The organism is Agrobacterium sp. InxBP2 (genome assembly GCF_026191755.1).
Classification (GTDB): Bacteria; Pseudomonadota; Alphaproteobacteria; order Rhizobiales; family Rhizobiaceae; genus Agrobacterium; species Agrobacterium pusense.
Genome location: NZ_JAINDY010000012.1, coordinates 1 through 13,853, shown reverse-complemented (window position 1 = coordinate 13,853; position 13,853 = coordinate 1). Strand labels below are relative to the sequence as shown.

Sequence of the window (13,853 nt, the reverse complement as noted above, 5' to 3'; positions counted from 1 at the left end):
TCCCCAAGCTTCTGACCAAAGCAGATTCAGGTCCTGTTGGGATGGAAATGGATCAATCCGAAGCGTCACCATGTCGTCGCTCAATTGCTGCTTGAGCGATTGTCGCCAAATATACCCCAAGGCAATAGCTCATCGATCCGGTTAATGGGGTGATCGGCAATGCGGGTAAGGACATCCCTGAGATAGGCTTCCGGATCGAGGCCGTTGAGCTTTGCAGTCTCGATCAGCGACAGGATTGCAGCGGCGCGTTCGCCGCCTTTGTCCGATCCCGCGAACAACCAGTTCTTGCGGCCGAGCGCAATTGGCCGGATCGTCCGTTCGGCGGCATTGTTGTCTATCTCGATAGTGCCGTCATCCAGGAAACGGCAAAGCGATTTCCAGCGGGACAGCGCATATCGGATTGCTTCCGCCGTCCCGGATTTTTGCGGCAGGCGTTTGAGATTGTCGTCCAGCCATGACCGTAGGGCTTCAACCCTTGGAGTGGTACTGCGTTGCCGCGCAGCTTTCCGCACGTCCGGCGGCTCACCACGGACTGCCCTCTCGATATTGTAGAGTTCACCGATCCGCCGCAGCGCCTCCTCGGCAATCGGCGCTTTGCCTGAAGCCGTCAGATCGAAGAACTTGCGTCTTGCATGCGCCCAGCAGGCGGCTTCCCGGATGGTCGGCAGGCCATCTGGCTCGTGCGGTTCATAGAGGTCACGAAAGCCCGCGTAGCCGTCGGCATGCAGCACGCCCGAGAAGGTGGCCAGATGCTGCCTGGGATGCAGTCCCTTGCGATCCGGACTGAAGAAGTAGCAGACGGCCGGTGGGATAGTGTCACCCCAGGGACGACCGTCGCGAACATAGGTCCACAACCGGCCGGTCCTGGTCTTGCCCTTGCCCGGCTCCAGTACCGGGACGGGCGTGTCGTCACCATGAAGGCGATGGCCAGCGAATATATGCTCGCGAAGCTTCACCAGCAGCGGCTCCAGCAATGTGCTGGCCTTGCCGATCCAGTCCGCCATGGTCGAGCGGGACAGATCGACGCCTTCCCGCGCGTAAATCTCGGACTGGCGATAAAGAGGTAGATGATCGCAATATTTGGCGATCAGCACATGGGCGACGAGGCCCGGTCCCGGCTTGCCGCGTTCGATGGGCAGCGACGGCATCTCGGCCTTGACCTGCGTATCGCAGCCCTTGCAGGTGAAGCGCGGCTGGATATGGCGCACGACACGAAACGAGGCCGGGACATAGTCGAGGACCTCGCTGACGCTCTCGCCTGCACGGATGAAATCGGAGCCGCCACAGACAGGGCATGCGCAAGTGTCCAGGTGCGTCACATCATGGCGTGGCAGATGATCGGGTAAGGGCTGGCGGCTCGGTTTGGCTTTGGCCGCACCGGCAATTGATGGTGATGCCAAGATAATGGCTTCCGCCTCGGCCGCCTCAATATCTTCCAGTGCCAGTTCGAGCTGTTCGATGGCGCGGTCCATCTTCTCGGAGGAAGAGCCGGACCGGGCCCGTTTGAGAACCGCAAGCTGCGCCTTCAACTTGTCGATCAGCGTGTCGCGGGATTGAAGCTTCCGCGCCTGTTCAGCCAGCTGATCGGCCCGCGGGGCGATAATGGCTCGCAACGCATCGACATCGTCAGGCAGGATCGAAGGGCTCGTTTCCATGCCAAATTCTATAGCCGATTTGCCGTTTGATTGCCACTTATCTGTCTGTAAAGATTGGCATCTATCTTACGCAACCCGCGTCGGCGCAGAGGTCCAGGCAGGACGCCGCCAGTCGATGCCTTCCCACAACATCGACAACTGCGCGGCCGTCAGCCGCGCCGTGCCATCGGTCGCGGACGGCCAGGGAAAGCGGCCCGTCTCAAGGACCTTGTAGTAGAGACAGAACCCCTGACCATCCCAGAACAGCAGCTTGATGCGATCACCACGACGGCCCCGGAATACGAAGACCGAACCCGACGCAGGCTTCTGGCGAAGTGACGACTGCACCAGCGCCATCAGGCCGTCGATCCCCTTGCGCATATCCGTCACACCGCAGGCGAGATAGACGCGCACATTTGCGCCGGGCGCGATCATGCGTCTTCAACCGAGCGGATCAGTGCTTTCAGGACGTCAGGCCCAATGTTGGCCTCGACCTTTAGTACGCGACCGCCCTTACAGCCGATCTCGATCCGCATGGGACGTGCCGACCGCTTCGTAGCAGGCTTGTCGACTGGGGCGGGTCGCTCGGCTTCGTCGCTCGTCTCCTTGGCAATCAATGCGACCGGCAGAAAGGAGACCACCGGCTCCGACCGCGCCGCCGCAAACTTCCGCCGCCAGGTGTAAATCTGCTGGGGTCTGATATCGTGTCGCCGCGCGACGTCGGCAATCCTGGCATCCGGCTCGGCCGCCTCTTGAAGTATCGAAAGCTTCTCCTCGTCGGACCAGTCGCGCCGACGCTCGACGCCCGTCAAAATCTCCATGCGGCCCATAGTTCATCCCTGATGACGTCTCTAATGACGGAATTAGTGACGTAACTTCAGTTGTTCGCCGGAAATCTCAAAGACGGCTTCACCGGACGCTTACATTGTAAAAGGTCAGATAGCGGCCGATGCCAGCGCGGGCCTCGGACACTGTTTTGTAGGCATGGAGGTAGACTTCCTCGTATTTGATCGAACGCCAAAGCCGCTCGACGAACACGTTGTCCCGCTATGCACCCTTGCCATCCATTGAGATGGCGATTTCCGCCTTCTTCAGCACCGCCGTGAAGTCCACCGAGGTGAACTGCGATTCCTGGTCCGTATTGAATATGTCGGGTCTGCCATAACGGGCCAGCGCTTCCTCGACTGCTTCGATGCAGAAGGCTGCCTCCATCGTGATCGACAGCCGCCACGACAGAACCTTCCGACTGAACCAGTCCACAACGGCGCAGAGATAGACGAATCCGCGAGCCATCGGAACATAGGTCGGGTCCATCGCCCAGTCCTGGTTGGGTCTGGTGACCGCCAACTTTCGCAGAAGGTAGGGATAGATTTTGTGCCCAGGTGCCGGTTTCGACGTGTTCGGGCGACGGTAGATCGCCTCGATGCCCATCTTCTTCATCAGCGTGGCGACGTGTTGCCGCCCAGTCTCCAGCCCTTCTCCCCTCAGGAGCCCTTGCAACCTCCGACTTCCGGCAAAGGAGTAGTCAAGATGCAGTTCGTCGATCCGGCGCATCAGAGCCAGATCGCCGTCAGACACCGGACGAGGCAGATAATAGACACTGCCACGGCTGAAGCCGAGAAGCTTTGCTTGGCGCACGACGGATAGCTTATGCTGGAGGTCGATCATTTCTTTCAGCCCAGCAATCCCGCCTTGCCGAGCGCACCGGATAAAAAATCGTTCTCCAGTGTCAATTCGCCGATCTTGGCGTGCAGTGTTTTGACATCGACGGTTGGACCCGCCGGTTCCGCCTTCGCTTCATCACCGAAAACGCCTGTCGCCCCTTTAAGGAGCTGGTCTTTCCACTGTTTGATCTGGTTGGCGTGCACGTCAAACTGCTGGGACAATTCCACCAGCGTCTGCTCACCTCGGATGGCGGCGAGCGCCACTTTTCCCTTGAAAGCCGGGCTGTGGTTCCGGCGCGGTTGTCTCGTCATAGTCTCTCCTGTTCCCGGCATCAAAGCCGAAATCAGGCAGAAATTCCACTTATCCTAGCTGTGCAGATTTCCCGAGCCACCTCTGTGCTCCGCCATAACGATTCCACGGCCTAATGCGCTGTGACTTCAAGACAGGCGTAGTCGGCTGACCGCTTACGGTTATTGGTTGACAAAGGCTACGACGGTGACTTCTTGCGTTAAGAATTCCTGATCCACGGGATAAGACCGGTGGAAACCGGAAGAAGCCGCCCGCCTGCGACTTTCAAGCCTACAAGAATCGAAACCGCATCGAGCGCATTTTTGATCGCCTCAACAGTTCCGTCGCGTAGCGACCAGTTACGACAAGATACAGAAATCCTTCTCGACATTCCTCACCCTAGCCGCCGCCAGGATAAGGCGGCCATACTTTGTCAACAGGACCTAATGAGTGAGGCGGCAGATGTTTTTGACATCTCCTCGAGAACGAATGATCACAATATCTTTAATGTCCTGCTCTTGCTGAAGCGGAACCAAGGCTGAAAACCCGCTCAAATTTTCCGGCGGCATTTTCAATTGCGCATTAATCTCGTCTCTAGGTGTTCTCAATGCCTCGACATATATTGGATTTCCATTGGATCCTGGGAGCTGAATGTAAACTCGCTCGCGAATTTTCTTGTCACCATCAACCGGGATAACCCAGCCCTCCAGCCGGGCAAAACGAGCACCGTTTTCCTCCGTGATCTCGTTGATATCAATCGCGCCGTGGCATTCCATGGAAGTAGCGCCGTCACCATTGAAAGCCGTTCCCGGGAAAGCGATTTTACAGCCGTTAACATTAGCAGTATTCCATTGCTTCCGCGCGACAAAATCAGTGAAAATAGCAGGGTCCAGATTATCTTTGCCGCAGAAGACAAGACCGCCAAGCTGGGCTGCATCAAGGTATTTTTCAGGATGCATCAAAACATCATCAATTTGCGTGAGCCAGTCGGGAATCGTAAAAGATTTACGCTCTGCGAAATAGGAGAACGTCGAGCTCCAGTCGTTACCCAGTGCGATAAACTGCCCGCCTTCCGTGGTGGCATTTTTAATCGATTTCCCAACCGCGATGTCGCGATCATAGCTGCTGAAACGTTGAGATATCGCCGGATAGTATTTTATTCCGAAATAGACGTAGTTTGACGCCAAGATAATTAGAAAAAATCCCGTGACTGTTTTTGGAGCGTGATTGTGGAACGTTCCGAGTGCCAAGGCGGCGGCAAAAAGAAGGAAAGCAAGGTTGGCCGTCTGATAGTAGGTATGAACTATATGCAGATTGGGGAACATCAAAAACGGCAGGAAACCAAGGACAATCGCGATGCAGAATAGCGTCAGCTCGGTTCTTCGACCGTTCTTCTTGCACCATATTGGAAAGTAGATGAACAAACCCAGGCCGACGACAGCACCGAGATTTCCGACGAACATTCGCATTAGAATGACTTTATCGTAGATCGTAGGCTCAAATCTCTGAGCCAGCGTGCCCCAGTTCCAGGAGTTCAGACGATCGGATGTCAGATACTCGCCGAGTATGTTCAGCGATTTCTGATCGTCGGTAAATTTTACCCACAGGTAAGCCACTATGACGGGAATCAAGAAGCCGAAAATCGGGACAGCAAATACGTTTAATTTGAAGAGCGATTTAAATCGTTCCGCCTGACGGAGGGTCACATAGGCATAGAGCAACGCCGCCACGATCATCACGGGCAATGCTGTCGTCGACTTCTGCAGCAAAGCGAGGGTTGCACACAAAAGCAGAATTGCGTTGCAACGGATGCTAAAACCCTCGCGCATGCCGAGTGAAAAATAATATAGAAACGCGATGGTGAAGAAAAGCGCCGTTGTCTCGATCATAAAAGATCGGCCCCAGTACAAATATACGGGGGATGATAATAGTAACGCCGAGAATATATAGAATGTCTCGCGCTTAAGCTTAAATACTCTAAATATTCCAGCGGCGGGCCAGAGGCATGCTAGCAAAAATATGTAACTCACCAGCCGCCCCACAGCATCAAGCGACAGGTTAAATGTTTTCGCAATAACGGCTACGATCCCTTGGTAAAGCGGAAACTCAAACGGTATGGCCCAGGGCCTTCCACCTACCGGCGTTTGATAAGCGAGAGCGAATCCTTCCTTAATAAACCAGTAAGATGTTATTGCGGTCTGCGTCTGACGAAACGCATACATATCGAGCGGCTGTTGAGTTAAGTAATAAAGAGAAAAAAAGGCAGATATACAAAGAGTGACAAGTGCTATTAGCACCAGACGTTGATTGATGATTTTCATTATAAAACTTCTGCCTCTGCTTCAAACTCGCTGAGCTATCCCGTTTAGGCCAAAAATTGTCAAGATAGTCGGAGATCGGTCGACTGCAGGTTGGCAATGCCATATCCACGCCCGCAGGGTTACCAGGAAAGGGTCTGCTGGTGCATTTCCAATTCTGCAAATGAGCGGATAGCAATGGGATGGTTATTTTCGTATAGGCTGTAGCGACGCGACGTGAGAGAGCAAGGGCATTATGAGTTTAAACCTTTCATCAGAGAGACAGAGTTCCACAGCTGACGAGGCCCGGTCCGCTTTACCCATTGTCGTTGATCTGGATGGAACGCTCCTTTTATCGGATACGCTTTATGAGGCCGCGGCACTCTCATTGTTCCGGAAGCCTTTCGCACTCCTTTCGGCGCTGCCAACCCTTTCACGTGGCCGCCATGTCCTTAAAGCCTCCATCGCAAAACACTTGGATCTTACTTCACTTGTTTTGCCATTCAGGGAAGATCTGGTGAATTGGCTGCGCCAGAAAGCAGGTGAGGGGCACGCTCTGCATTTATGTTCTGCTGCGGACCAGTCGATCGTTGATGTTGTTGCAGCGAAGGTTGGAATATTTGATTCCGCAGTTGGATCCAGCCAGAGCAACCTGAAAGGCCCTGCAAAAGCGAACTATCTGGCCTCGCGTTTTCCAGAAGGGTTCATCTATGTCGGCGATAGCAATGCAGATTTGTCGGTTTGGGATGCAGCGGATGCAATAGTTTTGGCTGGCGCGAGTAGCGGCGTTGCTGCAAAGGCCAGGAAGCTGAACAAGCCCGTGATTGCCGAGTTTTCCACCGCGTCCCTAGGTATAAAAGAATTTTTGAAGGCAATTCGTGTCCATCACTGGACAAAAAACGTTTTGATTTTTGTTCCGCTAATTCTCGCTCACCAATGGTCAAACGCATCTTTGATTGTCGAAACGCTCCTCGCATTTGTCTGTCTGCTGGCGGTGACCTCTGGAACGTATCTTTTGAACGATATTGCCGATCTGCACGCAGATCGACAGCATTGGTCGAAACGCAGCCGAGCTATGGCCAGCGGCCGCTTGTCGATCAGATCGGGCTTCGTGCTTGCCGTAGCACTTATTTTGGCGGGCTTTCTTGCGGCAGGTTTGCTTTCCTTGCAATTCGCTTCGGTGCTTTTGGGTTACTTTGTTGTCACAGGCGCTTATTCACTCGGGCTTAAGCGTATTCCTCTGCTCGATACGCTGATAATCGGCCTCCTTTTTACATCCCGAGTGGTGATGGGCGCTGTTCTGTTAGAGCATTCGCGTCCGGCTTGGCTTCTGACATTTGCTGTTTTCCTTTTCTTTTCCCTCGCCGTTGCGAAGCGCCATACCGAGATTGTTCGTGCTTCCACCAGCGGCGCCGCGAGCCTTAAGAGCAGAGGTTATGAGGTAGGGGATGCGCCGCTCACACTTTCGCTCGGCGTGAGTGCGGCGATGGCGTCGCTTGTCGTTCTGGTTATTTTTATCCTGATGGAAATGCTGGCGGGCAATGACTATGCGCGTCCAGAATTTCTATCCGCAATTCCTGTCCTGTTGTCGATATGGCTAGGCCGTATTTGGATATTGGCTCACAGGGGGAGGATGAACGACGACCCCGTCAGTTTCGCCATCAGGGACAATGTAAGTATCGGTCTTGGAGCGGCCATTGCGATCGTTTTTCTGGTGGCGCTATGAGCCGTTTCGCGTCCACCTTCGGAGTTCGCTCCTGGGGCGGCGTCCTCAAGTCGCACCATTTACTGTCGCGTCCCACCTGGCGAGACGAACTGCCCGCATTGATTCACGAGGCTCGCACACGGGAAATGCCTCTGCTAGCTTGCGGACTCCGCCGTTCCTACGGCGATAGCGGACTGAATCCAGATGGTGCGCTGGTCGACATGACGTCCCTCGACCGGATGGTTTACTTCGACCCTGAAACACGCCTTTTGCGTGCGGAAGCAGGTTTGTCCATCGATGCTATTCTCAGGATCATCGTTCATCAAGGTTACTTTATCCCAGTCACGCCCGGCACTAGGTTTGTCACGATAGCCGGGGCGATCGCAAACGATGTACATGGTAAAAACCACCACAGAACCGGGACTATAGGCCGCTGGGTGAGGCGTATCGGTTTGTTGCGGTCCGACGGACAAGAAATCGAACTGGCCGCTGATGACACTACAGGGCTGTTCGCCGCGACCGTAGGCGGATTAGGGCTGACAGGGCTGATAACATGGGTCGAGTTGGAGGTAATACCCATCCAGAGCGCTATCATCGACGTTGAAAACATTCCATTTGGTAATACAAAAGAGTTTTTTCACCTTGCTGAGGAGAGCGAGGCAGATTTCGAATATAGCGTCTCCTGGATTGACTGCCTTTCTGGCGGAGAAAGGCTGGGGCGGGGAATATTTACGCGTGGAAATCACGCAAAACTTGGTTCCCGTCTGCTGGACAGCGGCAATACTGCGCTCACCATGCCCGTTAGCTTGCCGGCTGCAGCTATGAATAGCTATTCTATTCGTGCCTTCAATGCCGCTTACTTTTACCGTGGCAGCAAGAAAAGCGGGAAAAGCAGGACGGGTATCTATCCTTTTTTTTATCCGCTGGACTCGATCGGCCGCTGGAACCGCATGTATGGCAAGAGGGGCATGTATCAATACCAATCCGTTGTCCCTCCATCTGTCCAGGAAGACGCGACGAATGAGATGTTGAAAACGATTGCCGCGAGTGGACAGGGCTCGTTTCTTGCTGTCCTTAAGACATTCGGTTCAATCCAGTCTCCCGGACTTCTTTCGTTCCCGCGCGAGGGGACGACTCTGGCGTTGGATTTTCCGAATCGGGGAGAGACGACGCTGAAGTTGATGGATCGGCTGGATGCTATTGTAATGGAAGCTAAAGGACGGCTTTATCCCGCCAAGGACGGAAGAATGCCGGCCAGGATATTCCAGGCGGGCTATCCGGACTGGCGTCTCTTCTCAAAACATATCGATCCGATATTTCGTTCAGGTTTTTGGACGCGCGTGACTCAGGATTAAAGGAAAAAAATTGCGAATTATTCTCTTGGGAGCCACTTCCTCGATCGCTATGGCGACAGCGCGTATTTATGCCGCCGAAGGCGCATCCATTGTGCTTGTCGGTCGCGATAGGGGCCGTTTGGAACAAACGTCGGCCGACTTGAGGAGCCGAGGTGCAGGGCGGGTTGAGATTGCTACCTGTGATCTCGCAACACCGCATGACGCTGCTGGTCAACTGCGGGCTTTCGCCGACCAGATCGGCGGAGTCGATCACATCATCCTAGCCTACGGCATTCTGGGTGATCAATATGAGGCTGAGCGCGATGCAGAAATTGCGGAAGAGATATTGAGGGTAAATTTCAATTCCGCTGCCGCCTGGTGCCTGGCGTCTTCAGATTTGCTCGAGCGACAGGCGAGGGGCACGCTGGTAGTTATCGGATCGGTTGCGGGAGATCGCGGGCGGCGCGCCAACTATGTTTATGGCGCAGCAAAGTCTGGACTGGCCGTGCTTGTGCAAGGAATTGCACACCGTTTCGCCAACAAAGGGCCGCGTGCTGTCTTGGTGAAACCTGGTCCGACGATAACGCCAATGACAGAGGGCATGAAAAGGAGCGGCCTTCTTTGGGCGCGGCCGGACCAGATTGCGGCGGTGATTCATGCCAGCGCGCTTCGCGGTGGGCCAATCGCTTATGCGCCGGGGTTCTGGCGCTACATTATGCTGATTATCCGCAATATCCCCAGCCGCATCTTCAATCGGATGGAGATTTAATGAGAAAGATTCTTATAACGGGCGCTGCGGGTCTGGTCGGCCAAAATATAATTGCGCGCCTCAAGGGTGTCGAAGGGCTTGAGATCGTCGGTATTGACAAACATCCCAGCAACACAGCTTTGCTGCGCCAGTTGAACCCTGAGATCGAAGTCATAGAGGCCGATCTGGCCGAACCTGGGGAATGGCAAGATGCGTTCCGGGGTGTCGACGCCGTATTGCTAAATCAAGCACAGATCGGTGGTCTGGACGAACGCGAGTTCATAGAGAACAACGTCACCGCGACGGAAAATATAGTCGCGGCGATGCGTAAGCACAAAACGCCTTATTTCGTGCATATCTCATCTTCGGTGGTGAATTCAAAGGCTGACGATTTCTACACGCGATCAAAGACGGCGCAGGAACAGTTCGTCGACACAGTGACGGACATTCCGCACGTGATTTTGCGGCCTACACTGATGTTCGGCTGGTTTGATCGTAAGCATCTGGGTTGGCTTCGCCGGTTCATGGATCGCGTGCCGGTCTTCCCGATTCCTGGTGACGGCAAGTTCATCAGGCAGCCTTTGTATGTAGGGGATTTTGCAGCGATCATCATCTCGTCCATGGAGAAAATGGCCACAGGTACCTACGATATTTCGGGGCTGGAGCAGGTGTATTATGGCGATCTGATTAATCTGATCCATACCACGGTGAAGCCGAAAGCCCGGATCATTCATATCCCTTACACGGTGTTTTGGTGGCTTCTATTCGTGTACGGAAGGTTGAGTTCGAAGCCACCTTTCACAACGAGCCAACTTGAGGCGCTCGTGATACCCGAAACATTTCCAGTCATTGATTGGCCGGCGGTCTTTGGGGTGGAGGCCACTCCATTGCGTAACGCAATCACCGAGACCTATCTGCACCCCACATACAGCAAGATTGTGTTGGATTTTTAGGAGACAGTACCAATGAGCCGCATTGTGGTAATTGGGGCAGGGGCCATGGGGCTCGCCGCAGCGCATCGCGCCGTAAGCTTGGGGCATGAGGTCGATTTGATCGAAAGAGACTCAGTAGCCGGTGGAATGGCCGCCCATTTTGATTTTGGCGGATTGTCGATCGAACGTTTTTATCATTTTGTCTGTAGATCCGACGAGCCAACCTTCGCGCTGATGCGGGAACTCGGCATCGCCGACCGGATGAAGTGGCGTGGAACGTCAATGGGTTACTTCATGAAGGGGAAAATTCATCCCTGGGGCGATCCGATCTCCCTGTTACGGTTCCCGCATCTGAGCTTGATCGCAAAATTCCGGACGGGGCTTCAAATGTTCCTGACGACGAAAGCGCGCGACTTCTCCAAGATTGAACACAAGACTGCGCGGCAGTGGCTTGAACAGGGTTCCGGCAAAGAAGTGTATGGCACACTTTGGAAGCGTTTGATGGAATTGAAGTTCTACGAGCTTGCCGACGATATTTCCGCCTCCTGGATAGCAACGCGCGTGCGTCGTATCGGCAACTCCCGGCGCTCGATATTTCAGGAGGAACTTGGCTATATCGACGGTGGAAGCCAGGTCTTGGTCGATGCGCTTGTTGAAGCCTATACGGAAAACGGCGGACGCCTGCATCTCGGCGCTGCCGCCGAACGGATAGAATGCGCGGATGGCAAGGTGGCAGGAGTACGGACGAAGGAGCGGTTCTTTCCCGCCGATGCTGTCATTTCCACTCTGCCGACGCCGTTGGTCTCCCGCTTGGTGCCTGATCTCCCCGAAGCGTCGAAAAAGAAATACGATGATATTCGCAATATCGGCGTGGTTTGCCTTCTCTTCAAATTGAAGAAGTCCATCAGTCGCCATTTCTGGATCAATATCGTTGATGATACCATCGAGATACCCGGGCTGATTGAGTTTTCCAATCTTCGCCCCGTGAGCGACACTGTAGTTTATGTGCCGTATTACATGCCGACGACGAATCACAAATGGAGCTGGACTGACCAGCAGTTCATCGATGAGGCTTTGGGATACATCAAAAAAGTAAATCCCGATGTAAGTGACAACGATGTTATCGAAGCGAGAGTTGGCCGGCTCGCCTATGCGCAGCCAGTTTGCGAGCCAAATTTCTACGATAAATTGCCGCCTGTTCAGACGCCCATTTCGGGGCTCCAGATTGCCGACACTTCCTACTATTATCCTGAGGATCGGGGCATCGCGGAAAGCGTGAGGCTTGGCAAAGCGATGGCTGAAGCCGTCCCGAAATGAGATCGATTTCCGGAATAATCTCATCACCTTTCGTTCGCTTTGTATTGTCAGGTGGTATTGCTGCTGGCGTTAATGTTCTTTCGCGGGCAGCGCTATCCACAATCACCAGCTATTCCGCTGCAATCGTGATAGCCTACCTCATCGGCATGACGACGGCCTATGTCCTCATGAAACTATTCGTTTTCGAGGAGTCAGGGCGCCGACCTGAGGCGGAATATCTGCGCTTTGGTTTGGTGAACATGGTTGCGTTGGCCCAGGTCTGGATCGTGAGCGTCGGATTGGCCAGATGGCTGTTCCCACTCGTTGGGTTCGGTTTTTATCCAGAGGCGATAGCGCATGTGATTGGTGTTTTGAGCCCGGTTGCAACGAGTTATTTCCTGCATAAGTACTTTACCTTTTCATCAAGCTGAACCTGTAGAGCGAAAATACCGGGAGGCACGGTCTTTCCGAAAGTAACGCGATACAAGGGATCGTAGGTTTCGATGTTTTTTAAGTGGTGAAAACAAAATGAAATGGGTGGTTTGCGGCAGCGAAGACAACGTCATTTGGGACGAGCTAGCTGAGGAATGGGGTATAGATCACCTAGCGCGCGTCCGTTTTACTCGGGGTCATATCCGCACGGTTTAGAGTAGTTGGCGCATTCCTGTCGTTCGAACAGCGTGACGATGTGGGCGACGGTATGTCATAAGCCGTCGATCGTTCGCTCTTCTTTGGCGCGCAAGACGGCATTGAGCTTCGCAAATGCCTTCTCAATGGGGTTGAAGTCTGGACTGTAGGGAGGAAGGTAAAGCAACGGGCGTCCGGTGTCTTCGATTGCGTGACGCACGCCTTGCGCTTCGTGTGCCGGCAGATTGTCCATGATGACGATGTCGCCCGGTGCCAAAGTTCGAATGAGAACCTGCTGGACATAGGCCTAGAATGCTACCCCGTTCATCGCACCCTCCAAGACCATGGGTGCGGTTATTCCCGATAGCCTGAGCGCGCCGGTAAACGTTCTTGTCTTCCAATGGCCGTGCGGGACCGGAGAGCGGCATCGATCTCCGCAAAGGGCCCGTCCACGCCACCGAGACATCTTCGTGCTCAAGCCGGTTTCATCGATGAAGACGAGCCGCGCCGGATCGCGATCGAGTTGGCCGTCGAACCAATCCTGACGACGTTTCAGGAGGTCAGGACGCTCCTGCTTCAGTGCATGTGCGGTCTTTTTTGAAAGTCCAGCCGCGCTTTCGCAGCCAGACGTCAAGCGCGCTGCGTCCGATCGATACGGCTCTGTCCTCACGCAATCGCACAGCCATCTCGTTGAGCGTGATATCCTTTTCTCTTCAATCATGCCGATGATGAAGTCCTCGTGAGCATCGAGGCGTGAGCCACCGCGTCGGCCCTGCTTGGCAGGCGTCAACTGACCCACCCGCGCGCTGGCGATCCAGGCGATGCCGTTGAAATACCAATCCCAAATCTGGCCGCCGCTGATCGCGCCGACATGCCATCGCGTGACGCAGCCAGAACGCGGCTACGCATGTCATCACTGAAAGCTCGGGTCATAATGCCTCCGACCAAATCAACAGTCGGGCGATGGAATCAGAATTCGGCAGCGAGGGGTATCCTCAACCCGATTCCGCGGTCAATGGATGCGCTCTAGAGCGGTCATATATCGATCGGCAGTAGGGAATACAGTGCTCGGATTGCGGCTGCAATATTCGCAGCCAGGCGCTTGCACACTCTATTGTAAGCGTCCGGTGAAGCCGCCTTTGTCCGATCCCGCGACCAACCAGTTCTTGCGGCCGAGCGCAATTGGCCGGATCGATGAGCTATTGCCTTGGGGTATATTTGGCGACAATCGCTCAAGCAGCAATTGAGCGACGACATGGTGACGCTTCGGATTGATCCATTTCCATCCCAACAGGACCTGAATCTGCTTTGGTCAGAAGCTTGGGGA

Annotated in this window: 10 protein-coding genes and 2 pseudogenes; 6 read left to right on the top strand and 6 right to left on the bottom strand. The window is 54.4% G+C overall.

The features are described from left to right. Positions 1-80 precede the first annotated feature (80 nt). The 5 genes and pseudogenes from tnpC to K7A42_RS00220 form a co-directional block, all read right to left on the bottom strand. The gene (gene tnpC / locus K7A42_RS00240) at positions 81-1,655 is read right to left on the bottom strand and encodes an IS66 family transposase (RefSeq protein WP_282454651.1); all 1,575 of its coding nucleotides are present in this window, start codon (positions 1,653-1,655) and stop codon (positions 81-83) included. A 66-nt stretch (positions 1,656-1,721) separates the two neighbouring features. After that, positions 1,722-2,069, bottom strand: a complete 348-nt coding sequence (gene tnpB, locus K7A42_RS00235) for an IS66 family insertion sequence element accessory protein TnpB (protein ID WP_174149929.1) — start codon at positions 2,067-2,069, stop codon at positions 1,722-1,724. Then, the gene (gene tnpA, locus K7A42_RS00230; RefSeq protein WP_282454650.1) at positions 2,066-2,455 is read right to left on the bottom strand and encodes an IS66-like element accessory protein TnpA; all 390 of its coding nucleotides are present in this window, start codon (positions 2,453-2,455) and stop codon (positions 2,066-2,068) included. Before tnpA ends, tnpB begins: the two co-directional genes overlap by 4 nt. Before the next feature lie 103 nt (positions 2,456-2,558). Then, positions 2,559-3,610: pseudogene (locus K7A42_RS00225) on the bottom strand (IS3 family transposase); the annotation flags it as partial. Between the two features lie 420 nt (positions 3,611-4,030). Continuing rightward, complete coding sequence (locus K7A42_RS00220; RefSeq protein WP_174149927.1) at positions 4,031-5,908, bottom strand: hypothetical protein; 1,878 nt, start codon at positions 5,906-5,908, stop codon at positions 4,031-4,033. Positions 5,909-6,140: 232 nt separating this feature from the next. On the opposite strand from K7A42_RS00220, the gene K7A42_RS00215 reads away from it, so the two are divergent. Genes K7A42_RS00215 through K7A42_RS00190 form a run of 6 tightly spaced genes read left to right on the top strand, consistent with a single transcriptional unit; the run spans position 6,141 to position 12,330 of the window. Further along, complete coding sequence (locus K7A42_RS00215) at positions 6,141-7,610, top strand: UbiA family prenyltransferase (protein ID WP_174149926.1); 1,470 nt, start codon at positions 6,141-6,143, stop codon at positions 7,608-7,610. After that, a complete protein-coding gene (locus K7A42_RS00210) occupies positions 7,607-8,944 on the top strand; it encodes an FAD-binding oxidoreductase (RefSeq protein WP_234899107.1) in 1,338 nt (445 codons plus the stop codon). The genes K7A42_RS00215 and K7A42_RS00210 overlap by 4 nt, the downstream gene beginning before the upstream one ends. Positions 8,945-8,954: 10 nt before the next feature. Then, positions 8,955-9,692 (top strand): SDR family NAD(P)-dependent oxidoreductase, encoded by a 738-nt coding sequence (locus K7A42_RS00205; RefSeq protein ID WP_234899106.1) that lies wholly within the window; start codon positions 8,955-8,957, stop codon positions 9,690-9,692. Continuing rightward, positions 9,692-10,624, top strand: coding sequence for an NAD-dependent epimerase/dehydratase family protein (locus K7A42_RS00200; protein WP_174149925.1), 933 nt, complete (start codon positions 9,692-9,694; stop codon positions 10,622-10,624). Before K7A42_RS00205 ends, K7A42_RS00200 begins: the two co-directional genes overlap by 1 nt. Positions 10,625-10,636: 12 nt before the next feature. Further along, complete coding sequence (locus tag K7A42_RS00195) at positions 10,637-11,920, top strand: NAD(P)/FAD-dependent oxidoreductase (protein ID WP_174149924.1); 1,284 nt, start codon at positions 10,637-10,639, stop codon at positions 11,918-11,920. Further along, entirely contained in the window at positions 11,917-12,330 is a 414-nt protein-coding gene (locus tag K7A42_RS00190; RefSeq protein ID WP_174149923.1) for a GtrA family protein, read from the top strand. The genes K7A42_RS00195 and K7A42_RS00190 overlap by 4 nt, the downstream gene beginning before the upstream one ends. 188 nt (positions 12,331-12,518) lie before the next feature. Here K7A42_RS00190 and K7A42_RS00185 read toward each other — a convergent pair. Then, a pseudogene (locus K7A42_RS00185) lies at positions 12,519-13,459 on the bottom strand (IS630 family transposase). Positions 13,460-13,853: the final 394 nt, after the last annotated feature.

Bases quoted from the DNA above. Each gene is read 5' to 3' on its own strand.
- K7A42_RS00195 (WP_174149924.1), top strand. From the start codon at position 10,637: ATGAGCCGCATTGTGGTAATTGGGGCAGGGGCCATGGGGCTCGCCGCA.
- K7A42_RS00210 (WP_234899107.1), top strand. From the start codon at position 7,607: ATGAGCCGTTTCGCGTCCACCTTCGGAGTTCGCTCCTGGGGCGGCGTC.
- tnpC (WP_282454651.1), bottom strand. From the start codon at position 1,655: ATGGAAACGAGCCCTTCGATCCTGCCTGACGATGTCGATGCGTTGCGA.
- tnpB (WP_174149929.1), bottom strand. From the start codon at position 2,069: ATGATCGCGCCCGGCGCAAATGTGCGCGTCTATCTCGCCTGCGGTGTG.
- K7A42_RS00215 (WP_174149926.1), top strand. From the start codon at position 6,141: ATGAGTTTAAACCTTTCATCAGAGAGACAGAGTTCCACAGCTGACGAG.
- tnpA (WP_282454650.1), bottom strand. From the start codon at position 2,455: ATGGAGATTTTGACGGGCGTCGAGCGTCGGCGCGACTGGTCCGACGAG.
- K7A42_RS00220 (WP_174149927.1), bottom strand. From the start codon at position 5,908: ATGAAAATCATCAATCAACGTCTGGTGCTAATAGCACTTGTCACTCTT.
- K7A42_RS00190 (WP_174149923.1), top strand. From the start codon at position 11,917: ATGAGATCGATTTCCGGAATAATCTCATCACCTTTCGTTCGCTTTGTA.
- K7A42_RS00200 (WP_174149925.1), top strand. From the start codon at position 9,692: ATGAGAAAGATTCTTATAACGGGCGCTGCGGGTCTGGTCGGCCAAAAT.